The sequence below is a fragment of the Bradyrhizobium sp. IC4060 genome (assembly GCF_020193715.1).
GTDB classification, from domain to species: Bacteria; Pseudomonadota; Alphaproteobacteria; order Rhizobiales; family Xanthobacteraceae; genus Bradyrhizobium; species Bradyrhizobium yuanmingense.
Map to the genome: position 1 here is coordinate 184,567 of NZ_JADYVJ010000009.1, position 24,838 is coordinate 209,404.

Sequence of the window (24,838 nt, forward strand, 5' to 3'; positions counted from 1 at the left end):
TTCAACGCCGGGAAAAACCGGAAGTTCCTGGATGGGCACGGTCCCGAGTACTGGGACCGTCGGCAGGTCGGCAGCTCACGCAGCCGGCTGGTAGCCGGTGAGCCGAGCGGGCTCGGCATGCTCGTTTGCAACGCTCTGCACCCTCGCATGGCTGCCGATGACGAGACCGGCGAGCGAGAGCATCAGGCCCAGCGCGAGCGGCGCGAACAGGGCCTCTTCCTGAAATAATCCGTTGAGCAGAACGACCAGGATTCCGAAGCCGGCGAGGCCCTGCGTCAGATATCCCGACGACGCGTACAGGCGCCAGGCCTTGAGCGCCATCGCGAAATAGAAGGCCAGCGGCACGAAGGCCGCAATGCCCATCTGGTACAAGAGGACGCCGATCGCGCTTTCGACCGCGCCGTCGATCGTGCCGGCCGCCTGCGCGGCGCTCCAATCGATCGAAAAATAGCTATCCGACAAATTGCCGCCGATGCCGAGGCCCCGGCCGTAAGGTCTCTGCACGAATCCGTCGAGGCCGCCCATCAGGCCGATGACGTGATAGTCGCCGATCTGCAGGCCGATGCGGATCGCCAGGATCGCAAAGGCGATCATGCCGGCGAACCCCAGCAACAATGTCGCTACGGCACCGATGAGGCGCGTCCCGATCCAGCCCGCAGCCACGAAGATGACGGTGATGAGCGCTCCCTTCACGCTGCAGAAGACCAGCAGCGGCAGGGCTGCCAGGGCGAGCAGCGGGCGTCCGACCGAGAACAGGAACAGGGCGAGAAAGCCGATCCCGTAGGCGAAGCTGATCGGGTGCATGTTCGGGCCGTGAATGCGCAGCATCTTCGACAGGCCGAAGCCTTCGAGCAAGGGCGTGTTCAGGAAATCGAAGCTGAAACGATCCTTGAGTGTGACGGGCACGTTGCCGGTCTGCCGCATCTGGGTTTCCCAGACGCCGGAATGGGTCGCCTTGAGCTCGTCGAAGCCCCAGAACGTATGGCCGTTGGTGACGGCCAGCCAGACATCGCGCAAGACGAGCTCGACATAGCCGCACAGCATGAGGATGACCGCTAGCGCGACCAGGAACGGCGTGATGCGCACCTCAAAGGTTGCCGCGGTCAGGAGCGACAGCTGAAACAGAAACAGCGGCAGAACGATGTTGCGCAAATAGACCGCCGCCGGCTGTCCGTCCTGGACGAAGCCGATCGCGAAATAGAGCGAGACGACGGCGAGGGTGACGACGCCCCAGCGCATGATCTGATTGATTTCCCTCGACTGGCTCCTCTGGCCCAGCACGTAGAGCGCAAACGTCGCCAGCCACATCACGGAGCAAATCAGGAAATTGTAGCCCTTGATGAAGTCGAGATCGGAGGGGAGCGGGACCAGCGGCGACAGGATGGAGACGAACAGGTTCTGGAAGAACAGGACGAAGATCGCGACCGCCGGGGCCCAGGTCGGGACCGCAACGACGATGGCGATACCGATCAGGACCTCGATGATGATGGCCAGCGCGGGATTGGCGAGATGCAGAACCGGCGCAGAGCTGATCGTCGCGATGGCGATGCAGAAGGTCGCGGCCAGCTCGCGCCAGGCCGGAGGCGACGGCGCGGCCTGCACGCTCTGGCCTTGCGGTGAGTACCCGGCGCTCATCAATCGTCCTTTGCCATCGCGCCGGACACGATAGCCGCGCGAGGGGTAAGGATCCGTTAACGATCACGGCGCGTGGCGCGAGCCCCTTCAGGCCGGACGGGCGCGCCGAGCAGCGCTTCCATCACGTCGGGATCGGGCTTGCCGGTCGCGGCATCGACAAGGCCAAAGCCTTGCGCCAATTCCCAATGCGCCCAGCCCCAGCAATGCGCGCGGGCATAGGCTGTGACCTCCGCCAGCCAGCGCAACCGGCTCTGCCTGGGCGCGCCGGCTTTCAACACGCCGAACTCATTGACGACGATCGGCCGCGAAAATTGCTGCTGCCATGCGAGCGCGGGCGCGAGCCAGCGATCGGCCCCCGGCTTGTCCCTGGCGGCGGCAATCGCGGTATCGAGCATGGCGAGCGCCTTGACGGCGGCCCTGTCCTGCAAATCCTGCCGAAGCGCCTGAACCTTGGGATCGCCGGCATTGATCGGATAAGGCAGATCCATGATGTCGTGCAGCGGATCGCGCGCGTCCCAGTGACCCTGATGGGTGAACACCATCGGATCGTAGAAATGGATGGCATAGACGACGTCAGGGTCCGCCAGCGGACGAAACCGCGGCAGCGAGTCCGCGCGCTGCCAGTTGACCGGGCCGACGATGAGCGTGGTGGCGGGCAGCAACCGGCGAACGAAGGCGGCGAGCGCCTCGACCTCCTTTTGCCATCGGTCCGCTTCGATATCGGGTTCGTTGAGCAACTCGGCGAAGACTAGATCGGCTGGATATGACCGAATGACCCCAGCAAGCGCGCGCCAGGCCTCCTGCATCTCGCCCATCGCTGCATCCGGATCATCCTTGTGCAGGCGATTGAAGCGCTCGCCCGGATGAAGGTCGACGGAGCTGGAATAGCCGAGCGAGGTCAGCTGCTTCAACGCGCCGTCTAGCACGCGCAGCGTCGCCTCGCGCTCGTCCTTTGCGGCAAAGCGCGGCATCACGCGTTCCGCCGGCACCGGCAGGCGGACATGGCTCATGCCCGCCTTGCGCAGCTGCTGCAGCAGCGCGCGGCTCGGTGGCGCACCGTTGATCCAACCGTCGGCGTTGAAGCCGCGCGAGAGGGCGGCCAGCCGCCCGGGCGAAACCGTCGACGGCAGTGGCACGCAATCCTCGGCGAATACCGGACGGCCGAACGAGATCGACAACAGCATCGCCGCAGCCAGCAGACGGCAGCGCAAGGCTGTCATCGTCACACCGCAAGGCCCAAAGCGCCACCGTCGGGCTGAGCCACCATTGAATCAGCGGGCACGTGATTGACGACGAGGCCGGTCGGCACCGCCGCGTATCTTGCCAGCGCCGCGGTCACCCTGCGCATCGCCGACGAACCAAGCTCGCCGGCGCGCGCTACCAGGACGATCAGGTCCGCATGCGCGGCGAGCGCAATGGCGTCGGGCTGCAAGGCGAGATTGCCGGCGTGGACCACGATCAGGTCGAACTCCGAGCGGATATCGTCCTCGGGCCGCGCATCGGGCTTCCGCCCGGCACTGAGCAGCTCGTCGATCGACTGAAGTCCCGCCGTGGTCGAGCCGTCCTGCCATTCGGTCACCGGCGGCTGGGTGCCTGCAAATTCCGGCTGGAGCCGGATCAGCACGCTCATCATGCCGCGATTCACGGCGGCGCGATTGAGGGCGCGCGCCACGGTGTTGCCGCCGGCACTCTTGCCGACCGACAAGACCAGCGCGACCTTGCAGCCGCGCACCGGCACGCGGTCGATGCGTTCGAGCAGCGGCCGTAGGTGAGGACCGAGATCGAGCTCGGCCGACGCGCTGACCGGTCTTTGCCAGACCGTGTTGATCCCGCCTCCGTTGATCCCGGCGCCTGGCGCCAGCTCGGGGATGCGAGCCCAGACAGGAAGGCGGGGCATCGCCTCGGCTGGGCGCGCGGCGGCGGCAGGAGGGGAAACTTGCCGGTTGGGCGTCTCCTCCGCTTCACGTGAGACAGGCGCCTCAACGGATTCGGGCTTGTCGGCGGACAGGCTGGTCGTCACCGCAACGGCGGCGGTCGACGTCAGCAGCGAGCCGATCGCCAGCGCCGCGAGCAGCAAGGCGAGCGGCGGACGCGTCGAGCGCAACGGCGGAATGGCAACCGATGCGATCTTGGTCTGGGACGCCTGCAGCTGACGCTGCTCATTGGTGGTCTTGAACCGCGACAGGAACTGCTCGTAGATGTTGCGGTTGGCATCGGCGTCGCGCTGCAGCTCCTGCAGCTTCACCAGCGCCTGGCCGTCGCGCAGCATCTTGGTCTCGACCGCCTTGAGCTGCTTTTCCAGCGCGTTCTGCTGCTCCAGCTGGGCCTCATATTCGGACTTGGCCGTATCGATGTTCTTCTTCCGCTCGATCTCGATCTGCCGGTTGATATCCGCCAGCTGGCTGTAGGAGATCGCAAGGTCGGGATGGCGGTCGCCATAAACCGCCTTCTTCTGCGCGATCTGGTCGTTCAGCGCCGAGCGCTGCGCGCGCAGCATGCTGAGGAGATCCTGCTTCACCGGCCCTTCGACATTGGCCTTGACGTCGCGCTGCACCTGCTCGTAGCGCGCCTTGGCCTCCTCGGTGCGGGCGCGGGCGGCGGAGACCTGCTGGGTCAGATCGGTCACCCGCAATTGCTGCGTGGTGGATTCCTTGCCGGCATTGACGATGTTGTGCTCGAGCCGGAAGGCGGCGACGGCGTCTTCCGACGCGCGCAGGCGCTCGCTCAGCGTTTTCAGCCGGTCCTGGAGCCAGCCGGCCGCCTCGTCCGTCGCCTCGGTGCGGACGCGGCCCTGGCTGGCGACGAAGGCCTCGGCGATGGCATTGGCGTAGTAGGCGGCGCGATCCGGCCGGTTGGAGGTGAAGGAAATCGCGATGACGTAGGTCAGCCCGCGCCGGGTGATCTCGAGGCGGTTGCGGAATCTTTCGAGCAGGCGCGTCATGTCGGTATAACCGCCCGCGATGTCCTCGTCGTCCGCGATCTTGAGCTGCTCGATCAGGGGGCGGAGGAAGCCGTCGGATTTGGCGATCTCGATCTGGCTCTGCAGTGCCGCTGCATCCTGGCCGATGCCGGGAAGCACGTCCTGCTCCGAGGTCACGCGCAGCTCGCGCGGATCGAGCACGACCAAGGCCGTCGCGGCATAGCGGACCGGAAGCACCATCAGGGCGACGACGCCGAGGGCGAACAGCGCCAGCGCCAGCGTCAGAATGCGCCGGCCGTTCTCGCGCAGAAAGGACAGCGTCCCGGAGACGGTCAGCGATCCCTTGGTCAGTCCCGGCGAGGCGCCGTCAGGCTTCGCCTTCGCAGCGCGCGGCGCTTCCCACGAAGCCGCTTGCTCCGTCGGGGCGATGCTTCGCGGAGATGCGCGGCTACCGAACGCCATGGGTTGGACTCGAAATCAACTGACAGTCATAGCTCAGAGGCTTGCTACACCGTAAATATCCATGGTTAACCGCCGGTTACGGCTCGGCTGGGCTGGGATGATCTTGGGCGGTGAACGATTCGTTAACGCGACGCGGCCAGCCATTCAGGCGCGGCGCGCATCGGCGGCGCCTGCCTGCGTTCGCCTCGATGTGCGACCGCTCACAAGGCGATGACATACCCGTCACGCCGGGGATCGGCGGCACCCGTCATCACGCCGGTTACCGGATCGAGCGCGACGGCCTGCATGCCGCCGCAGAGCATGGTCCATTCGGTGTCCAAAATCTCGATCTCGTGGCCGCGGCGCTTCAGTTCGGCGATGGTCTCCGGCGCGATGCGGTTCTCTGCCTGAATGAAGCGGCCGTCCCACAGCCGTGAACGCGGCGCCTCGATCGCCTGCTGCAGCGGAAGGCCGAACTCGATGTGCTGCACATAAGCCTGGGCCTGGGTTTGCGGGATGCCGTAGCTGCCGGGCGTCCCCAGCGCCAGCACCGGACGGCTGCCGCGCGTCGCAATCGACGGTGCCATCGTCACCGGCAACGCATCGCCCGGCTTGGCGAGGTTCGGGCTTCCCGGCTGCACGTCGGCCCAATGCAGATGATTGTTGAGGCAAACGCCGGTCCCCGGCACCACGACGCCGCTGCCGAACGGGCTGCCGAGACTTTGCGTGATGCAGACCAGATTGCCTTCGGCGTCGGCGATCGAGAACGAGGTGGTGTGGCCGGGATCGGCACGATCCTGCGGCATCCATTGCTCTGTCGGGCCCGTGATCGGCCGGCCGTCGCTCACACGCTGGCGAAGCCGCGCGATCGTCGCGTCGGACATTGCTGCAGCGGCTTGATCCGGTCCCAGATTGCCATGGGCGATGCGCTCGCCGGCGGCGAGACGGATCGCGCGATAGACCGTATCGAGATGATCGGCGCCATCCTTCGGCAGACGCCCGAGGTCAAAGCCTTCAAGGATCTTGAGGGTCAGGGCGAACTGGAAGCCGCCGCATTGCTGCGCCGGGACGTGAAGCTCGAGCCCCCGATAGGACACGGTCAGGGGATCGAACCAATGCGGCTCGACGGCGATGACATCGTCCAGCGTCAGGCTGCCGCCGAGCGTGGCGAGATAGTCCACGATCCGCCGGCCGAGCTTGCCGCCATACAGATGCTCGGGCCCCAATTCGGCGATCTCGGCAAGAGTCCGCGCAAGATCAGGCTGCGCGACGATGCTGCCGAGCTTCACCGGCATTCCATCCGGGAGATAGTTCCTAACCAGTGCGGCGTGCAGCTCCGGCCAGGGTTCGAGCAGCGGCACCTGCTCGTTGATCTCATCAACACCGAAGTCCGAGAGCGCAAAGCCGTCGCGCGCCAGCGTGATCGCCGGCGCAAAGACGTCGGGAAGCGATTTGCGTCCATAGCGCGAGAGCAGCTCGCACCAGCCCGCGAGATTGCCGGGCGTCGAGGCCGCCTGCGGACCGCGCTCGAGCTCGAATCTGCTGGTGTATCTGCCGACCGGGAAGCTTGCGGGCATCGGCGGCGCGAAGTCGAGCACGCGAATGCGCTGCTCGATCGCCACCCAGATCGTGGCCAGTCCAAACCCGGCAAGCCCCGACATGAACGGCTCGACCACGTTGAGGGCGGCCGCCGTGGCGACGGCCGCATCGAACGCATTGCCGCCCTGCATCAGGATTCGTGCACCGGCCTGTGCCGCGAGCGGATGCGCGGCGGCGACCATGCCGTGCCGCGAGAACAGCGTCGGACGCCCATATGTCCTGGCGAGTTGCATCCGGAAAAGGCCTTCCCCGATCAGTGCGTCGTCGCAGCAGCCTGGATCGCCTCCGACATGATCTCGAGACCGCGATCGATTTCGGCCTCGGACACCGTGAGCGGCGGCGCGATGCGGAATACGCCGCCCATGCTGGGCAACTTGACGATGTTCATGCTGAGACCGCGACGCATGGTCTCCTCCATGATCCGCGCGCCGAGTTCAAACCCCGGCGTCTTGGACTGCCGGTCGACGACGATTTCAAGACCAAGCAGAAGCCCGCGGCCCCTGACGTCACCGACGCATTCGAACTTTTGCTGCAGCGACAGCAATCCATCCCGGAGCCTGTTGCCCCTGGCGGTTGCCTGCGCCACCAACCCGTCGCGCGCGACAACGTCGAGCACCGTGACGCCGATCGCGGCGGGCAAGGGATCGGAGACATGCGTGGTGTAGAACAGGAAGCCGCGCTCGAACGCGGTCTGCTCGATGGCCTTTGTCGTCATGACCGCGGCGAGCGGCAGACCGGCGCCGAGCGTCTTCGACAGCGTGAGAATATCAGGCACCACGCCGTCACGCTCGAAGGCAAACATGTGCCCGGTGCGGCCGATGCCGGTCTGAGCTTCGTCGAGGATCAGCAGCATGCCGCGCTGCTCGCATTTTTGCTTCAAGGCCGCGAGATAGCCGAGCGGCAGTTCCAGAATGCCGCCGCTGGAGAGGATCGGCTCGGCGATGAAGGCCGCCAGACTACCGGTCGACTGGCTGTCGATCAGTGCGAACGCATCGTCGAGCTCGGTCTGCCAGTCGTTGCTGCCGTCGACGTTCCTGAAGCGCGGCCGATAGGCGTTCGGCGCGGGAATGACGAACGATCCGACCGCGGCCGGCCCATAACCGCGCCGGCCCGCGCTGTAGGTCGCCGACGCCGCCGCGCCGGTCATGCCGTGCCAGCTTTGCGCGAAGGCGACGATTTCGTGCCTGCCGGTGACGAGCTTGGCCATCCGGATCGCCGCTTCATTGGCTTCCGCGCCTGTCGTCAGCAGCTGCACGCGGTCGAGACCGGGCGCAAGCGCAGCGAGACGCTCGGCCAACGTCACCACCGGACGCGAGAGCATGCCGCTGAAGAGATGAGCGACCGCACCCATTTGCCGTGCGACCGTGGCGACGATGTCGGGATGCGTGTGCCCCAGCACGGCGCTCATCTGACCCGAGGTGAAGTCGAGGATGGCGCGTCCGTCGGCGTCGTAGACGAAACTGCCGGCCGCACGCTCGATGATGACGGGTTCGAAACTCGGCCCGTAGCGGGTCAGATGCGTGTTGGCGGACGCCCAGAAATCGGGATCGGCATTCAAGGTCATGACAGCCACCTGCGCTTGGGACGTCTGACCTCTAGTCAAGAATCTGGCTTCAGGCTAATTGATATAATTCAATCTGGATATCAATCTTCCTGATGCCGACGCTGGATCTCACCCTCCTGAGGAATTTCGTCCTCGTGGCCCGCACCGGCTCGATCAGCCTGGCGGCCTTGCAAATTGGCCGGACACAGTCCGCGCTCAGCATGCAGATGCAACGGCTGGAACAGACGATCACGCAGCCGCTGTTTCACCGCAGCGGATCCGGCATGAGGCTGACCGCGGCCGGCGAGAAACTGCTCGCCCACGCCGAGACGCTGCTGGCGCAGCACGACGAGATTCTCGCCGACATGAGCGGCGAGAGTCTCAAGGGGACGCTGAGCCTGGGCTGCCCGGAGGACTATTCGATCGCTTTCCTGCCGGCGCTGCTGAAGGGGTTCTGCGCGCTGCATCCCAATGTCGAGCTGCGCATGGTCTGCGCACCGACCTCCGAGCTGCGCCCGATGCTGGCGCGGCGCCAGATCGAGATGGCGCTGGTCTCGCTGTCCGATGCCGGAGCGCGCGAGGTGATCCGAGAGGAGCGCTTCGTCTGGGTCGCGAACGAGGCCGAACCGAAAATACTGACGCAGGATGTGCTGCCGCTGGCGCTGGCGGCGCCGATGAGCCTGGACTACCGCGCCGCCTGCGCCGCGATGGACGCGGTCAATCGGCGCTACAGGGTCGCCTACGCGAGCAACAGCCTCGCCGGCCTGATCGCGATCGCGCGGTCCGGTCATGCGATCAGCGTCCTGACACGAACCGCCGTTCCGTTCGATCTTCATGTCGTCTCGGCCGGACTGCCCCTGCTTCCAACCATCGGCATCGCGCTCGAATTCTCGGAGGCGAGGCCCTCGCTACTGGCGACGACGCTGGCCGAGCACGTCCGCACCGTGTTGCCCGGACTGAAGACCAAGGCGGAGATCGATTAGTGACCTATTGCGCTCGATGTTCGCGCGTGCGCGGCGAGCATAGCGCTCAGCTGATGTTCAGGAGGATCCGTCCCGATGTGCCGCTGCGCATCAGATCCAGGGCGGCGTTGATGTCGTCGAGCGCGAATTGGTGGGTCACGATGCCGCGGTAGCTCACCTTGCCGGCGTCGCTGAGTCGCACCAGGCGCGGGATATCCCGCGCGGGCTGGCATTGCCCGCCTTCCGAGCCCTTCAGCACCTTCTCGAAGTGCAACGGCAGGGTATAGATCTCGGCCTTCTCGCGGGGCACGCCGACGAGGATGCAGCGGCCTTTCTTGGCCGTGATCTCGTAGGCGAGCTCGATCAGGTTCTTGACGCCGGTGGTCTCGACGACCTTGTCGGGTCCGTCGGACCCCGTGATGCACCGGACCTCGGCGGCCACATCCTTCACCGTCTCGGAATTGATGATGTGGGTGGCGCCGAAATCCTTCGCCATGGCCAGCTTGTTGTCGAGGCGATCGATCGCAATGACCGGCCAGGCGCCGACCATCGCGGCGAATTGCACGATGTTCAATCCGACGCCGCCGACGCCGAATACGACGACGGCTTCGCCGATGGCGATCTGCGCATCGTTGTTGACGACGCCGAGCGCGGTCGTCACCGCGCAGCCGAGCAGCGGCGCACTGGTGCGGTCGATCGTATCAGGAACGGGCGTGACGCGATTTTCCGACACCACGGCATATTCGTTGAAGGTGGTGACCCAGCCCGCATTGAGGCGCTTGCCGCGCCAGGAATAGACCGGCGTGTTGGACTGGATGCCCTTGCCCGGCCGCCAATGCATGACGACGGTATCGCCCTGCTTGCAGGAGACGACGCCGGGTCCGGTTTCGACGATGGTCGCCAGCGCCTCGTGCCCCAACAGGTGCGGCAGGAACTTGTCGACGCCCTTGACGGCGTCGATCTCGTTGATCTGTGCGCCGCAAATGCTCGACGTGTGCACATGGGCGAGCACCTGACCATGCTCGAGCCTGTCGGGCAGATTGAACTCGTCGACGATCAGCGGCTTGCCGGATTCGACGAGTATCGCGGCCTTCGCGGTCTTGATGTCCATGGATCGCGCGCCCGGTCACTCGAAATAGATGAATTCGTAGTCGCCGGTGTAGCCGAGCTTGCCGTAGAGCCAGATCCATTCCGAGGTGTGCAGGATGGATTCTGCCGTTAGCGCCCAGCATTCGAGGTTGTGCAGCTCGGTGACGTTCCGGTAGCCCTCGACCATGACGTATTTGTTCTTGCCGACCCGCTCGATCTCCTTGAGCGCGGCCTCGAGCTCGTAGAGCCTGAGATTGTGCAGGGTGCCGAGCGAGATGACGAGGTCGAAGCTGTCGTCGCCATAGGGATAGACGTCCTGGGCGCGATAATTGAACAGATACGGCTTCACCTGCTCGTGCGCATTGGCAAGACCATGCTTGGAGATGTCGAAGCCGGTGACCTTCAGGCCCGGCAGGATCTTCTGCATCTCGTACAACAGAAAACCCTTGCCGCAGCCGACGTCGAGCACGCTCGACCCGTCCTTCAGGCCATAGGTCTCGATCAGCGCCTTGGCGACCGGGGCCCAGCGCCCCTCGATGAAGCGGTAGCCGCCATAACCGAAACGGCGATCGCCATCCCAGTAATCGGCCTCGTACTCCCGCGCCTTCAGCGAGCAGCCGATCTTGTCGTCGTTCATGCGGCCCATGTAGTCGCGCTTGGTCGCAGTGTGCAGCGGCGTTACGATATTCAGCAGTCGTCCCATTGAGCCCTCGGATTTCATCACGCGCGGAGATTGTCTTGACCGGCCTGGGGAGCCTCGCACGTGACCTGCGACTCGCCCTAGCATTTGTCGCGAAGACCATCATTGTTTCAGATCAATGATGTGGAAATGCTGCCGCGGCGCCGGTCAAGATCCGGCCGATGAATCGCCAGTGCCGACCAAGCGCCAGGTTCCAGCCGCGGCTGCCGGCGGCCGTGACATGGCGACGCTGGAACGAGATGCGCCGCACGGCGTTCGGCAGCGAGGAGAATCCTGCCATGCCGACCAAGCCGACCATCGCCCGCGTCTGGCGCGGCCGTACCCGCCGCGACCTCGCCGACGCCTACCAGGCCTATCTGCAAGCCGAGGGCATCCCGCCGCTGCGAAAGACCGCGCTCGGTGTGCAGCAACTGCGCGAGGACCGCGACGAGGAGACGTGGTTCACCACCATTTCCTATTGGGCGGACATCGCAGCCATGACGGCTTTCACCAAGGGCGAGCCGACCAAGGTCCATCATCTCGCGCGCGACGCGGAGTTTCTGATCGAGCTGCCGGAGCGCATCGAGATCCACCGCATCCTGATCGACGAGCAGGGCCTGCGGTGAAGGCCTCGCTCATCCGCTTGTCCGTGTCTTGATTCCCCGCTCCGCCGCGCTATACGTTCCCGCCATGATGTTCATCTCCACATTCTTCCCGCTGATCTGAACGGCCGAACGTCGTTCCGGCGCTCCTGCGCCACTCAGATCAAACGGCTACGCGCGCTGCGGTAGCCGAACGGAGAGATGTGCAATGCCCAAGACCGAACAGGTTGGCCTGACGCCCCGTCAGGTCCAGACCTTCATCGACGACGGTTTCGTCAAACTCGAGAATGCCTTCAGCACCGACCTTGCCAAGCAATGCAGGGACGAGCTGTGGGCGGATATCGGCCTGTCGCCGGACGAGCCCGAACATTGGACCCAGCCCGTTGTCCGGGTCGGCGCCAAAGCGACGCCCCCCTTCATTGAAGCCGCGAACACGCCGCGTCTGCACAAGGCCTATGATCAGCTCGCCGGCGAAGGGCGCTGGCTTGCGCCCAAGGGCCTCGGAACCTTTCCGATCCGCTTCCCGTCATCGCAATCGCCAGGCGACGATGGCTGGCATGTGGACATGAGCTTTGGCACAGCCCATGCCGACTTCATGGAATGGCGTGCCAATGTGAAGAGCAGCGGCCGTGCGCTGCTGATGCTCTTCCTGTTCTCGGACGTCGGAAACGATGATGCGCCCACGCGAATCCGGAAAGGCTCGCATGCGGCCATCGCGCGGGAGCTACTGCGCCATGGCGAGGCGGGCACAACGCTCCGGCAACTTGCTGCCGGCGACTGGGCGTCGAGCAGGGATTGCGAGGTTGAACTTGCGACCGGCAAGCCAGGCACCGTCTATCTGTGCCACCCGTTCCTGGTTCATGCCGCGCAACCCCACCGCGGGAAAGAGCCACGCTTCATGGCACAGCCTCCGCTGCTGCCGAAGCGCGAATTCGATCCGGCGCTGCCACCTTCGCCGATTCAGATCGCGATCCGGCGGGCTTGCGGGCTGACGGTGTAGGCGGATGGCATCCGGGGCCGCTGGGCGGTCCCGGATGTTGCTGTCGTCTTGCATCGTTTTGCGAAACCGCATCACGCCGGCAGCGGCACGCTCAAAGGCACGGATTCTTCACCGGTGGTCGCTTGACGGACAAGAGCGTGTTCAAAGTTGAAACTCGCAAGTCGTGCGAAGCGGACCGCAATGCAATGCTCATGGGACGAATAGGGTTGGCTTCGCACAGCTTGCGGCGATCGTCGTCGGATTGCCCGCGTACCACGTCCCCGACGTGCTGCTTACGTTGCCGAATGGCATCCTGAAGCTCCGATTTGGTCACGGGAACGATGCTGTTCTCAACGATGAACTGGTTCATGCGAGCTATCGCATCGTCCAGATCGGCTTCAAAGGCTTGATCTTCGCCCGGCTGGCAAGCTTCGGTGTAGGCTCGAACCCCGACATAAATCTCCCAACTGCATTGCACGGCTCCGCGTCCGCTATTGTCGAACCCGGTACTCATGATCCGGTCGCCATCGCGCTCCAAAAAGAAGGACACCCCCGAGGAGAGATCTATACGTCGCGTCGCCTTGCCCTTGTCATTGACGCCGTCGACCACCTTTGCGTCGGACCGCTTCGTCAAGGCATCCCACAACGGAGACCACTGTGCCTCCTGGGCATCGGCGGTGAGGGCCGATAGCAGCAGCGCGGCAGCGACACAAATCAAGTCACTGGCTGCGGACCATGTGCGACGCTTAGACATCAAGGGCTTTCCAGCAGACCGTGGGGTGTGGGACGATAGCTGCACCAACGGCAAACGCAATCCAGAATTGCGCGGCGCAAGTGTGACCCCGACCACCGTCGTCACAGTTTCCCATACACCCGCGTGGCAACCGCCTTCAGGCGCTCGACCGAGCCGGACTGCGGATGCGGCTTGACCGGGGCGAACAGGATCGAGGCTTGGCGGCCGTTCTTCCAGACATGGATGTGGACGGCGTTGCCGTTGCCCTTGGTGCAGGAATGCTCGCCGAAGGCTTCGCGGCCGAGCTCGGGGATCGCCACGTGCGTGCATGGCCCTGCACGCTTCATCATGCCGATGGCGGTATCGCGCGAGGTCGTGATCACCGCGACGGTCATGGTGTTGGCCTCACGATCGAACATCATGCAGCTGCCTGCCCCGGTCCGCTGCACCGTCAGCGTGCCGTTGTCGAGAAAGCCGTCGGCATCGGCGGCGGTGAGCCACTCGCAATTGCCGAACCGCTCGCTGCTCCTGCTCACATTGCCGACGGCAACGCGCGCGGCCTCAGTGATCGGCGCGAGCAGCGCATCATCGGTACGCCGGCCGATCGGATAGACGCTGATCTGCAGGATGTAATCGCCGGACAGGGCGACGACCGAGGCCTCCTGGCGTTCCGCGCCCGCCGCGCTCGTTCCACCCTGGCCCTCGTCGCCGATTCCGGACACTGCGCTCAGCGGCATGCGTTCGCCAAGCGTCTTGACGAAGGTCGCGTACAATTCCCTGGCGCGGTCCTTGTCGGGATTGCGGAACACGGAGAGCATCATCGTGTCGCCGCGCCCGGCCTGGTAGATGCAGCCGCGGCCGTCCTGGTTCGAAATCAGCGACCATTTCAGCGCCGGCATCGCCCGGGCGAGCTCCTGGGCGCTGATGAACGGGCAGGTTTCGGCCGCGCGCGCGGGAAGCACCGGGGCGGCTGCGATGGCAAGGAATAAAACGAAGCGGGAGAATAGATGATCGATCGTGCGCATCGGACGAACTTACTATCGAAACGGTGCGCCCGACGAGATGAAAGTGAACAAAAATCCTATTACGCAGCCCCCGGTGCCTTCGCCACCGTCAGGTCCTTCAGGAACTGCTCCATCAGCGGCTTGTTGCCAAACCGGCGATAAGAGCGCTCTGCCTCCAACGAAAATGTCGGTTGGGCCCCTACCAAGCTTGCCATCGTCAGCTGCGCCGCTTCTATATCACCGCGCCGCCCTTGCAGCGCAGCCTGGATGAGCAGGCAGTTGGCATCGCGCGGCGCCCTTACAAGGCATTCGGAGATCACGGTAGCCGACTCATCGCGACGATCAGCGGCGTAAAGAGCCTGGCCATGCACATAGGCGTAATATTCCGGTGCCATGGGATGAAGGCGACGCGCCCGCTCGGCATTGGCAACGGCGTCCGCGTAGTCCCCGAAACGGACTTGTGCTTTTGCCAATGCCATCATGCTATCCGGGTCATTGGGATTCAGTTCGACAGCGCGCTTGGCGGCCTGCAAGCCGCCCGCATAATCGCCCTGCACCGCCAGCCCGAAGCTGATCACCTGATAGCCGAGCGAGAGATTGGGATCGAGGCGCACAGCCTGGCGCGCTTCGCTAAGACCTAGTTCCAGCTCATGCGCTGTCGCCCGACCACTCGACCTCTTGGCCACATCTGCGATGTAAGTGAGCGCCAAGCCCGCACGAGCGGCGGCATAGGCCGGGTCCATTTCCAGCGCGCGCTGATAGAGGCCGCGTGCCTCCATGAGTGCTTCCGCATCCTGGACGCCATGCCGGTATCGATGACGGGCCCGCAAGAGAAAATCGTAAGCCTGGAGGTTGTCGGTCGGCCGTTGCGCGGCAGCGATGGCTTCACTTCGGCCGATATACGGCGCGAGCTGGGCGACGATTTCCGTGGTCAGCTCGCTTTGTACGGTGAAGACGTCGGCAACCTGCCTGTCGAAGCTGCGCGACCAAAGGTGCGCGCCCGATTTCACGTCGATCAGCTGCGCCGAGACGCGAAGCCGGTCCCCCTCGCGGCGCGCGCTGCCTTCCACCACGTAGGAAACGCCCAGCTTTGCCCCGAGCTTGCGCATATCGCTTTCCTGCCCGCGCACGGCATAGGTGGAGTCGCGCGCGATGATCTGAAGCTCGGAATTCCTTGCGAGCGCCGTGGTCACATCCTCGGTCAGCCCGTCTGCAAAGTACGACTGGTCCCCGCCCATGGTCGCAAAGGGCATGACCGCAACTGACGGGCGCGGGTCGGCGCGGGTCTGGTCGAAAGATAGCGCGGCCGGGAGCCGGCTGACCATCGCCGCCAGGGAAAGCGGTTGGATTTGGGTGCCGATGAGGACAAGGGCTACGGCGGCGACGCCATACGACCAGCGCGCAGCGGTACCGCGTAGAACGCGCGGGACTTTTCGCCAGCGAGACCACGAGGATTGCGCGCGTCGGACCCGGTAGACGTTAAGACGGTCGGGAATGTTTTTGGCGCGCCTGCGGCCCACACGCGCGAACACATCGCCGCGATTGCGGTCTGCGGCCATGACGACAGCGCCGCTAACAAAGATGCTGCCGGGATCGGCCATCGTCTCGAGCCGTGTGGCGACATTAACGCCGTCGCCGTACATGTCGCCATTGTCCTCGATGACATCACCGAGGTTGATGCCTATGCGCAGCTCAAACGGGGCGTTGTCGAACCCTTGCTGGATGGCAGAGCCCGCATCAACGGCTTCGTTGACGCTGGGAAACATCGCCAGAAACCCGTCCCCGGTCTTCTTGAAGATGCGTCCACCATGCTGCGCGACTGTGGGCTCGATCAGATTGTCGAAGACCGTGCGCAGCTCTTTATAGGTGGAGGCCTCGTTTTCGGCCATCATCAGGCTGTAGCTGACGATGTCGGCGGCCATGATCGCGGCGAGCTTGCGTTCCATCAACAGTTTCCCTGTACAGGGGCCAGGCACAACTGGCATTGCGGACATTCTACGCCAGCTTGAAATTAAACCTTCCAACCCGCATGCGGTTATCAACACAGCTCATATATTCGTGAGTAATGAGACCCGTCCGGCGGCGCGCAAGCAGCACCACTCCGCTCATACGGCTGATCCAGAGTTTCCCTGCGGGTTCCCATATGGCGACGGTGAGGCCGGCGCTGGGTCAGCGGGCCGTCGTCACCGCCCCTGATATTCGGCCCAGCAATCCGCCGTTTCATAGACGCGGACCGCCCACAGCTGCGGCAGGCTGGGCTTCAAGCGGTCCCAGATCCAGACCGCGATATTCTCGGCGGTCGGATTCGCGAGGCCGTCGACCTCGTTCAGGCACTGGTGGTCCAGCGCCGCCATGATGCCGGCGAAGCTTTTCTCGATATCGAAGAAATCAGCGACGAAGCCGGTGTGCGGGTCGACCGGCCCATCCAGCTGGACCTCGACCCGATAGGAATGACCATGCAGCCGGCTGCACCTGTGAGTCTCGGGCACGTTTGGCAGCCGATGCGCCGCCTCGAACTTGAACGCCTGCGATATCCTCATCCAGCTCCCCACACGGCATGGCCATCCGGTCTCGGGCCGGTCTGGCGACCAGATGCTGTCCTGTCCTGACCTTTCGGCAAAGAATGGCGCGCCCGGAACGATTCGAACGTCCGACCCTCAGATTCGTAGTCTGATGCTCTATCCAGCTGAGCTACGGGCGCGTGTTTCGCAAACAGCGCGGGCGGGGCCCGCAAGCAGCCCCCGGCAGAGCCGGAGGGGGTGCGAAAGAGCGCTCTGACTAACCGCTCTTGTCCCGATTGGCAAGGTCCGGCTCGCCGGTATTTTGGGGCATTTCCGCACTTCTCTTCGTCATTCCGGGGCGCGACGAAGTCGCGAGCCCGGAATCCATAACCACCAGCCGGGGTTATGGATTCCGGGCCCGACCCTTCGGGTCGTCCCGGAATGACGGAAGGAATGGCGATGGCCCAGCTCGTTTCAGTCGGCCGCTGGCCTAGCCTTAAGCCCTCTGGCGCTCGTTGCGGATGGAGAGCAGTTCCACGGGACGGTCGGGGATGACGATGCGGAAAGTGGCGCCGATGGTGCCTTCGACCAGGTGGATCTCGCCGCCATGGGCGCGGACCAGCTCGGCGGCGATGGCGAGGCCAAGGCCGCTGCCGCCGGGGCGGCCCGAGGTCTGGAAGGCCTCGAACAGGCGCTCCCGGGTCTTCGGGGGAACGCCGGGGCCGGTGTCGGAGACCTCGAGAATGGCGACGGCGCCTTCGCGCTTCCCGGTGATCCGGATCTGCTGCACGCGCCCCTCACCCGCCGCATGGCTTTCGAGCGCCTGGGCGGCGTTGCGGACGAGGTTGAGCAAGACGCGGAACAGCTGGTCGGGGTCGGCGTCGACCGCGAGCCCGCGCTCGATCGCGGCGACCCAGGCGATCGAGGCGTCGTTGGCGAGCCCCGCGGTCTCCCGCACCTCCATCACAACAGGCTCGATCAGGATCATGCGGCGGTCGGGTGCGGCCTCCTGGGCGCGGCCGTAGGACAATGTCGACTGGCAGAAGGCGATGGCGCGCTCGAGCGAGCGCACGAGCTTGGGCGCAAAGCGCTGCACGCGCGGATCCGGCACGCTGGCGAGCTGATCCGACAGCAGCTGGGCCGAGGCGAGCAGATTGCGCAGATCGTGGTTGATCTTGGAGACCGCGAGGCCGAGGGCAGCGAGCCGGCTCTTCTGATTCAGCATCGACATCAGGTCGCGCTGCATGTCGGACAATTCGCGCTCGGCGACCCCGATCTCGTCGCTGCGCTGGCTCGGCACGATGATGCCGGCCGAGCTCTCGGGATTCTCGTGGAAGCCGACCAGGCTCGCGGTCAGCCGCCGCATCGGGCGCACGAAGAGATAATGAAGCGCGAGATAGACGAGGCCCGCGGTCAGCACCGCGATGATCAACGCGACCACGACGAGGTTGCGGGAGAAGCGGTACATCTGCTTCCGCAGCGGCAGCTCATCGGTGACGATCTCGATGAACTGTGCATTGCCGACCCCGGGGCCGACGATGCGGATGGCCTGGTTGCCGGTTTCCAGCATCATCCGGAACGAGCCGGTGATCGCCTCCCAGGCCGTCATGTCGCGCAGGTCGATGTCGTGCTCGATGGCGGCGGGAATGTTGTCGCTGGCGAGCAGCCGGCGCTGCTGGCCCATCTTGATGGCGACGGCGCGGGCATTGATGCTCTTCAGGATCTGCCGCGACAGCGAATCGGGGACCATGCCGAGCGGCGCCGCATCCAGCACCAGCGCCGCGGTGTTGGCCGCCGCCACGCGATCATTCAGCCGGTTGACCCAAAAATTCGCGATGGCTGGCACGTAGAGCAGCACCGCGGCGATCATCACCAAGGGAATGGTGAGCAGCAGCAGCTTGCCGGACAACCCGAGCCCGCGCGAGCCGCGGGGCCGCGTCGCCGGCTGGTCTGGCTGATCCAGATCCTGGATCGGCTGGCGATCTGTGGCTGGCACGAAACTCGCCCCTGTTGGCCTTGGCTGATGGAGGATGCGACCCGACCGATGTCCGGTCAAATTACGGATCGCTAATGGTGTGATGTAAGCGCTGATAGCGCGAGTCGCCACCTCAAGGGTTAAAAACGCCGCTCAAACAGCGATATTCACCACAATCGCGCGCTTGTGCGGCGTTGACGAAGACAAGGCGCTCCCTTATAAGCCGCGCGAATTGTCCGCGATGACCCGGTGCGACACCGGGAGCGGCTCTCTTGGGGCCGAAAAAGGGCCCGTTTTGGGCCGCATCTTCCGGACTTTACCATCAATTCTACAGGCAAATTGCCCGGTCAGCGGAGAAAAACCCGTGAAGCGGACTTATCAACCCAGCAAACTGGTGCGCAAGCGCCGTCACGGCTTCCGCGCCCGTCTCGCCACTGCCGGCGGCCGCAAGGTTCTCGCCGCCCGCCGCGCCCGCGGCCGCAAGCGTCTGAGCGCCTGAGCCGGACCCCCTTTTTGGGATTTCATCATGGATCGGCTGAGGCAGCGGGCGGATTTCCTCGCCGTTGCCAATGGCGCGCGGGTGAATAGTCCCGCGTTCGTCCTGCAAAGCCGCCGCCGCGATGATTCCGGCCCTGTCAGGATCGGCTTCACCGTCACCAAGAAGAACGGCAACGCCCCCGAGCGCAATCGCATCCGGCGCCGGTTGCGCGAACTGGTGAAGCGGCTCGATCCGACATCGATGCAGCCCCACCATGATTATGTCCTGGTCGGACGAAAGGACGCGCTCTCGCGCGACTTCGCCACCATGCTCGACGATCTGCGCATAGCGTTCACGAAGCCCGCGCGGCATACGGCCAAAGCGCGCGGCCACAGGCCGGGTCACGCCGCAGCGACCAGCCGCAAACCGGATTGATGACGAGACAATCGAGATGACCGACAATCGCAATACCATCCTCGCCGTCATTCTGTCCGGCCTGGTGCTGATCGCCTGGCAGTACTTCTACAATGTGCCGCAGATGGAGAAGCAGCGCGCCCAGCAGCAGGCGCAGTCCGAGCTCCAGAAGGGCAGCACGCCGCAGCCGGGCGCGTCCCCGACGCCGGGCAGCGCGCCGCAGCCCGGCGCGGCCCAGCCGTCGACGCCGGCCGCGAGCCCGCCCCAAGCGGTCGTTTCGCGCGAGACTGCCATTGCAGCGAGCCCGCGCGTCAAGATCGAGACGCCGCGGATCGCCGGCAGCATCTCGCTGAAGGGCGGCCGCATCGACGACATCGCGCTGGTGCAATATCGCGAGACGGTCGATCCGAAATCGCCGCCGATCGTCCTCTATTCGCCGTCGGGCACGGCGGAGCCCTATTACGCCGAGTTCGGCTGGGTTGCAGCGACGGGCGTGACGGCAAAGATGCCGGATGCCCAGACCGTCTGGCAGCAGGAGGGCAGCGGCAGCCTGACGCCGTCGACGCCCGTGGTGCTGAAATGGGACAATGGCGACGGCCTGACTTTCCGCCGCACCATCGCCGTCGACGACCATTATCTCTTCACCATCAAGGACGAGGTGAGCAATGTCGGCAACGCGCCCGTCACGCTCTATCCGTTCGCGCTGATCTCGCGCCACGGCGCGCCGCATGTCTCCGGCTACTATATCCTGCATGAGGGCCTGATCGGCTATCTCGGCGAACACAGGCTGCAGGAATATGCCTACAGCAAGATCGACGAAGCCAAGCAGGTGAACTTCAAGGCCACCAATGGCTGGCTCGGCATCACCGACAAATACTGGGCCTCCGCGCTGCTGCCGGATACCAACGCCCAGCTCCAGGCACGTTTCTCGTCGAACCCGGTCGGCAAGGTCCATACCTACCAGACCGACTATCTGCTCGACCCCGTCACCGTCGCGATCGGCGGCACCGCGACGGCCAACGCGCGGCTGTTCGCAGGCGCCAAGGAAGCCGGCGTGGTCGGCATCAACTTCCCGCTCGCGGGCCTCGGCGGCTACAACAAGGCGCTCGGCCTCAACCAGTTCGACCTGCTGATCGACTGGGGCTGGTTCTATTTCCTCACCAAGCCGATGTTCCTCGGCCTCGACTTCTTCTTCCGCTTCTTCGGCAATTTCGGCGTCTCGATCCTGCTCGTCACGGTGATCGTGAAGCTGTTGTTCTTCCCGCTGGCGAACAAGTCCTACGCCTCGATGGCGAAGATGAAGTCGATCCAGCCGCAGCTGCTGGCACTGAAGGAGCGCTATCCCGACGACAAGGTGAAGCAGCAGCAGGAGATGATGGAGATCTACCGCAAGGAGAAGATCAATCCGGTCGCCGGCTGTCTGCCCGTGCTGATCCAGATTCCGGTGTTCTTCGCGCTCTACAAGGTGCTGTTCGTCACCATCGAGATGCGGCACGCGCCGTTCTTCGGCTGGATCAAGGACCTCTCCGCGCCGGACCCGACCAACCTCTTCAACCTGTTCGGGCTGCTCCCGTTCGATCCGACCACGATTCCGGTGTTCGGCTATTACCTCGCGCTCGGCATCTGGCCGATCATCATGGGCATCACGATGTGGATCCAGATGAAGCTGAATCCGACGCCGCCGGATCCGACCCAGCAGATCATCTTCAACTGGATGCCGCTGATCTTCACCTTCATGCTGGCGGGATTCCCGGCGGGCCTCGTGATCTACTGGGCCTGGAACAACCTGCTCTCGGTGGTCCAGCAGGGCTACATCATGCGCCGCAACGGCGTGAAGGTGGAGCTGTTCGACAACATTCGGAACTCGTTCAAAAAAAAAGTGACGACTGAGGCAACGTAGCCGTCGTTGCGGAACCGAGCTGCCTCCACAACATCATGCCCGGGCTTGTCCCGGGCATCCACGTTTTGGAGGGTACCGCGGCGACAGACGTGGACGGCCGGGACGAGCCCGGCCATGACGAGGGGATAGATCCTTCTCATGGACGAGAAAAAAGACGGCAAGCTGATCGAGGCCGGGCGAAAACTGTTCGCCCGCGACTGGCAGTTCATCTGGGCCTCCCCTTCGATCGAAACGCTGCCGCCGATGGCGGGGCTGGAGATCGCCTTTGCCGGGCGCTCCAATGTCGGCAAGTCGAGCCTGATCAACGCGCTCACGGGCCGCAACGCGCTGGCGCGCACCTCGCATACGCCGGGCCGCACCCAGGAGCTGATCTTCTTCGAGGTCCCCGGCAAGAACGACCTGCGCCTCGTCGACATGCCCGGCTACGGCTATGCCAAGGCGCCGAAGAGCCAGGTCGCGTCCTGGACCGAGCTGATCCACAAATTCCTGCTGGGACGCGCCAGTCTCGCGCGCGTCTACGTGCTGATCGATGCGCGGCACGGGATCAAGGATGTCGATCTCGAGGTGCTGAAGACGCTCGACCGCTCCGCCGTCAGCTACCAGATCGTGCTGACCAAGGCCGACCAGGTGAAAGTCGCCGAGCTGCAAGCACGCATCGCCGAGACCGAGGCCGTGCTCGCCAAGCATCCGGCCGCGTTCCCGACCGTGCTCGCGACCTCGTCGCGCAGCGCGACCGGCATGGCCGAGCTTCGCGCCGCGATGGCGAAGCTCCTGGAAGAGCGGGCCTCGTGATGGCAGCGCACCGCCTGCTGATCGGGCTTGCCGGCTTGATGGGCGCCGCCGGCGTCGCGCTGGCCGCCGCGTCCGCCCATGGTGCCGACGCGAGCCGTCTTGCCTCCGCCAGCGCCATGCTGCTGTTTCATGCAAGTGCCATACTTGCGACCATCGCCTTGCTCACGCGCGGCCTTCTGCACGGCGGAATTGGAATCGTGGCGACGTTCGGCTTCGCGATCGGTGCCGCGCTGTTCGCAGGCGACCTCACCTTGCGGCAGTATGCCGGGCACGCGCTGTTTCCGATGGCGGCGCCGACGGGCGGGATGGTGATGATTGCGAGCTGGCTGGCGGTAAGCGTGGCGGCGGTGGCGGCGAAGCGCTGAATCCGTAGCCCGGATGGAGCGAAGCGCAATCCGGGGCCGGTGTCTGCGGCGACGAATCCCGGATTACGCTGCGCTCCATCCGGGCTACATAGCTGCCCACCTTTGCGCTGTCCCCGCCAATCGGATAGAACGCGCACCATTCGACCCGCCAGCGAGACCCGCGACATGACCGACATCTCTCCGCTCGACCAGGCCCGCATCCTGTCCGAAGCGCTGCCGCACATGCAGCAATATGACGAGGAAACCATCGTCATCAAATATGGCGGCCATGCCATGGGCGACGAGGAGACCGCGAAGAACTTTGCCCGCGACATCGTGCTCTTGGAGCAGACCGCGATCAATCCGGTGGTGGTGCATGGCGGCGGGCCGCAGATCGCGACCATGCTCAAGCGTCTTGGGATCGTCTCGGAATTCGCCGCGGGCCTGCGCATCACCGATGCCGCGACCATCGAGATCGTCGAGATGGTGCTCGCCGGCTCCGTCAACAAGCAGATCGTCGGCTACATCAACGAGGCCGGCGGCAAGGCGGTGGGCCTGTCCGGCAAGGACGGCAACATGGTGAAGGCGACCAAGACGACGCGCACCATCGTCGATCCCGACTCGAACATCGAGAAGGCGATCGATCTCGGCTTCGTCGGCGACCCCGAGAAGGTCGACCTCACTTTGCTGAACCAGCTGATCGGCTACGAGCTGATCCCGGTGCTGGCGCCGCTCGCAACCTCGAAAGAGGGCCAGACGCTGAACATCAACGCCGACACCTTTGCAGGGGCCGTCGCCGGCGCGCTGAAGGCCAAGCGCCTTCTGCTGCTCACCGACGTGCCCGGCGTGCTCGACAAGTCGAAGAAGCTGATCCCGCAATTGTCGGTGAAAGACGCGCGAAAACTGATCGCCGACGGCACCATCTCCGGCGGCATGATCCCGAAGGTCGAGACCTGCATCTACGCGCTGGAGCAGGGCGTCGAGGGCGTCGTCATCATCGACGGCAAGATGCAGCATGCGGTGCTGCTCGAGCTCTTCACCAACCAAGGCACGGGCACGCTGATCCACAAGTGATGCGGGAACGCGAGCAGCGGAAGAAGGTCGTCATGCCCGGGCTTGTCCCGGGCATCCACGACCTTTCTTCTCGCGGCAAAGACGTGGATGGCCGGGTCAAGCCCGGCCATGACGATTTGAGAGAGCGTCATCCACGCCGCTCCCCCCTCACCCGCTTCCTGATGACGCTGCCTGCCGCAACTGTCTCCTTCTTCTTCTCCTCGGCGCCGGCGATCGCCGACCTCAAGATCTGCAACCGCATGTCCTATGTGGTCGAGGCCGCGATCGGCATCGACGACAAGGCGGCCACCGCGACGCGCGGCTGGTTCAGGATCGATCCCGCCGCCTGCCGCGTGGTGGTGCAGGGCACGCTGACCGCCGACCGCATCCTGCTCAACGCGCGCGCGCTCGGCGTCTACGGCGCGTCCCCGATCCCGCAAAGCGGCAACGACATGCTGTGCGTCGCGCAGGACAATTTCGTCATCGCGGCGGCCAGGCAGTGCCGCAGCGGCCAGACGCAGGTTCCCTTCACACAGGTGACGCCGACGCAAAGCCCGGACGGCAACCTCGTCGCTTATCTCGCCGAGGATTCCGAATATGACGACGAGCAGGCGCGCCTCGCCGGCATCCAGCGGCTCCTGGTGATCGCAGGCTACGACGCCGCGCCGATCGATGGCGTCGACGGGCCGAAGACGCAGAGCGCGCTGGCCGCATTCCTGAAGAGCCGGGGCTTGTCGTCCGACATCGTGGGCTCGCAGAACTTCTTCAAGACCATGGTCGATGCCGTGCAGACGCCGTCCGCGACCGGCCTCACCTGGTGCAACGACACGCCGCACAAGGTGATGGCGGCGATCGCGACCGACGACGGCAAGGCGGTGACCAGCCGCGGCTGGTATCGCATCGATCCCAAGACCTGCCTGCACCCCGATGTATCAGGCCAGCCGAAGCAGATCTTCAGCTTCGCGGAAGCGGTCGACGCCGACAACCGAATCGTCAAGCTGAAGGACAAGCCGCTGAATTGGGGCGGCGACAGGCAGCTCTGCACACGCGAGACCAAGTTCGAGACCAGCGAGCAGACCGATTGCGGCGCGCGCGGCTTTGCGCCAACGGGCTTCGGCGCGGTAGACATGTCGAGCGGCGGCAAGACGCTGCGCTTTGCGGTGCCGTGAGATTGGCGCAATGATCAGCACGCAAG

The 24,838-nt window shown here is 64.8% G+C and carries 23 protein-coding genes and 1 tRNA gene; 10 read left to right on the forward strand and 14 right to left on the reverse strand.

Features of this window, described 5'->3' with window-relative positions:
- Positions 1–75: 75 nt before the first annotated feature.
- The 5 genes from I6F16_RS26405 to I6F16_RS26425 all read right to left on the reverse strand — a co-directional run bounded on the left by I6F16_RS26405 (position 76) and on the right by I6F16_RS26425 (position 8,159).
- Positions 76–1,635, reverse strand: coding sequence for a hypothetical protein (locus tag I6F16_RS26405; protein WP_225114322.1), 1,560 nt, complete (start codon positions 1,633–1,635; stop codon positions 76–78).
- Positions 1,636–1,691: 56 nt separating this feature from the next.
- Complete coding sequence (locus I6F16_RS26410) at positions 1,692–2,855, reverse strand: cellulase family glycosylhydrolase (protein ID WP_225150870.1); 1,164 nt, start codon at positions 2,853–2,855, stop codon at positions 1,692–1,694.
- Positions 2,856–2,857: 2 nt separating this feature from the next.
- Positions 2,858–5,017 (reverse strand): GumC family protein, encoded by a 2,160-nt coding sequence (locus I6F16_RS26415; protein WP_225174137.1) that lies wholly within the window; start codon positions 5,015–5,017, stop codon positions 2,858–2,860.
- Between the two features lie 200 nt (positions 5,018–5,217).
- Positions 5,218–6,828 (reverse strand): gamma-glutamyltransferase, encoded by a 1,611-nt coding sequence (locus I6F16_RS26420; RefSeq protein ID WP_225174138.1) that lies wholly within the window; start codon positions 6,826–6,828, stop codon positions 5,218–5,220.
- Between the two features lie 20 nt (positions 6,829–6,848).
- Positions 6,849–8,159, reverse strand: a complete 1,311-nt coding sequence (locus I6F16_RS26425) for an aspartate aminotransferase family protein (protein WP_050995977.1) — start codon at positions 8,157–8,159, stop codon at positions 6,849–6,851.
- A 92-nt stretch (positions 8,160–8,251) separates the two neighbouring features.
- On the opposite strand from I6F16_RS26425, the gene I6F16_RS26430 reads away from it, so the two are divergent.
- On the forward strand, positions 8,252–9,121 hold the full coding sequence (locus tag I6F16_RS26430) for a LysR family transcriptional regulator (protein WP_225174139.1): 870 nt from the start codon (positions 8,252–8,254) through the stop codon (positions 9,119–9,121).
- A 46-nt stretch (positions 9,122–9,167) separates the two neighbouring features.
- Here the strand turns inward: I6F16_RS26430 and I6F16_RS26435 are convergent, their stop codons facing one another.
- The 3 genes from I6F16_RS26435 to I6F16_RS26445 all read right to left on the reverse strand — a co-directional run bounded on the left by I6F16_RS26435 (position 9,168) and on the right by I6F16_RS26445 (position 11,169).
- A complete protein-coding gene (locus I6F16_RS26435; RefSeq protein ID WP_225174140.1) occupies positions 9,168–10,211 on the reverse strand; it encodes a zinc-binding dehydrogenase in 1,044 nt (347 codons plus the stop codon).
- Positions 10,212–10,226: 15 nt separating this feature from the next.
- Positions 10,227–10,892, reverse strand: a complete 666-nt coding sequence (locus I6F16_RS26440; RefSeq protein WP_036014038.1) for a class I SAM-dependent methyltransferase — start codon at positions 10,890–10,892, stop codon at positions 10,227–10,229.
- A gap of 112 nt (positions 10,893–11,004) precedes the next feature.
- Positions 11,005–11,169, reverse strand: coding sequence for a hypothetical protein (locus I6F16_RS26445; RefSeq protein WP_225174141.1), 165 nt, complete (start codon positions 11,167–11,169; stop codon positions 11,005–11,007).
- Here I6F16_RS26445 and I6F16_RS26450 point away from each other — a divergent pair.
- Entirely contained in the window at positions 11,168–11,494 is a 327-nt protein-coding gene (locus I6F16_RS26450; RefSeq protein ID WP_036014049.1) for a hypothetical protein, read from the forward strand. The genes I6F16_RS26445 and I6F16_RS26450 overlap by 2 nt on opposite strands.
- 184 nt (positions 11,495–11,678) lie before the next feature.
- Entirely contained in the window at positions 11,679–12,470 is a 792-nt protein-coding gene (locus tag I6F16_RS26455; protein WP_225174142.1) for a phytanoyl-CoA dioxygenase family protein, read from the forward strand.
- A 91-nt stretch (positions 12,471–12,561) separates the two neighbouring features.
- Here the strand turns inward: I6F16_RS26455 and I6F16_RS26460 are convergent, their stop codons facing one another.
- The 6 genes from I6F16_RS26460 to I6F16_RS26485 form a co-directional block, all read right to left on the reverse strand.
- Positions 12,562–13,203 carry a hypothetical protein gene (locus tag I6F16_RS26460; protein WP_225174143.1) on the reverse strand — a complete coding sequence of 214 codons (642 nt, stop codon included), beginning with the start codon at positions 13,201–13,203 and terminating at the stop codon, positions 12,562–12,564.
- Positions 13,204–13,304: 101 nt separating this feature from the next.
- Positions 13,305–14,207, reverse strand: a complete 903-nt coding sequence (locus I6F16_RS26465; protein WP_225174144.1) for a hypothetical protein — start codon at positions 14,205–14,207, stop codon at positions 13,305–13,307.
- Between the two features lie 59 nt (positions 14,208–14,266).
- Positions 14,267–16,132 (reverse strand): tetratricopeptide repeat protein, encoded by a 1,866-nt coding sequence (locus tag I6F16_RS26470; RefSeq protein ID WP_225126995.1) that lies wholly within the window; start codon positions 16,130–16,132, stop codon positions 14,267–14,269.
- A 237-nt stretch (positions 16,133–16,369) separates the two neighbouring features.
- Positions 16,370–16,726, reverse strand: coding sequence for a 6-carboxytetrahydropterin synthase QueD (gene queD, locus I6F16_RS26475; protein WP_109145451.1), 357 nt, complete (start codon positions 16,724–16,726; stop codon positions 16,370–16,372).
- Between the two features lie 84 nt (positions 16,727–16,810).
- Positions 16,811–16,887 (reverse strand) — tRNA-Arg (locus tag I6F16_RS26480).
- 296 nt (positions 16,888–17,183) lie between these two features.
- Entirely contained in the window at positions 17,184–18,683 is a 1,500-nt protein-coding gene (locus tag I6F16_RS26485) for a HAMP domain-containing sensor histidine kinase (RefSeq protein WP_036014057.1), read from the reverse strand.
- A 343-nt stretch (positions 18,684–19,026) separates the two neighbouring features.
- Between I6F16_RS26485 and rpmH the strand changes: the two genes are divergently transcribed.
- From rpmH to I6F16_RS26520, 7 genes are all read left to right on the forward strand, one after another.
- Entirely contained in the window at positions 19,027–19,161 is a 135-nt protein-coding gene (gene rpmH / locus I6F16_RS26490) for a 50S ribosomal protein L34 (RefSeq protein WP_008542748.1), read from the forward strand.
- A 27-nt stretch (positions 19,162–19,188) separates the two neighbouring features.
- Entirely contained in the window at positions 19,189–19,575 is a 387-nt protein-coding gene (gene rnpA, locus I6F16_RS26495) for a ribonuclease P protein component (protein WP_109145452.1), read from the forward strand.
- Positions 19,576–19,591: 16 nt separating this feature from the next.
- Positions 19,592–21,454, forward strand: coding sequence for a membrane protein insertase YidC (yidC, locus tag I6F16_RS26500; protein WP_225150860.1), 1,863 nt, complete (start codon positions 19,592–19,594; stop codon positions 21,452–21,454).
- A gap of 138 nt (positions 21,455–21,592) precedes the next feature.
- Positions 21,593–22,246: a ribosome biogenesis GTP-binding protein YihA/YsxC gene (gene yihA, locus I6F16_RS26505; RefSeq protein WP_225150858.1), complete on the forward strand. Its 654-nt coding sequence runs from the start codon at positions 21,593–21,595 to the stop codon at positions 22,244–22,246.
- Entirely contained in the window at positions 22,246–22,611 is a 366-nt protein-coding gene (locus I6F16_RS26510) for a DUF423 domain-containing protein (protein ID WP_225151140.1), read from the forward strand. Before yihA ends, I6F16_RS26510 begins: the two co-directional genes overlap by 1 nt.
- A 165-nt stretch (positions 22,612–22,776) precedes the next feature.
- Positions 22,777–23,664: an acetylglutamate kinase gene (gene argB, locus I6F16_RS26515; RefSeq protein WP_036014067.1), complete on the forward strand. Its 888-nt coding sequence runs from the start codon at positions 22,777–22,779 to the stop codon at positions 23,662–23,664.
- 161 nt (positions 23,665–23,825) lie between these two features.
- Complete coding sequence (locus I6F16_RS26520) at positions 23,826–24,812, forward strand: DUF1036 domain-containing protein (RefSeq protein ID WP_036026517.1); 987 nt, start codon at positions 23,826–23,828, stop codon at positions 24,810–24,812.
- The last annotated feature ends 26 nt before the right edge of the window (positions 24,813–24,838 follow it).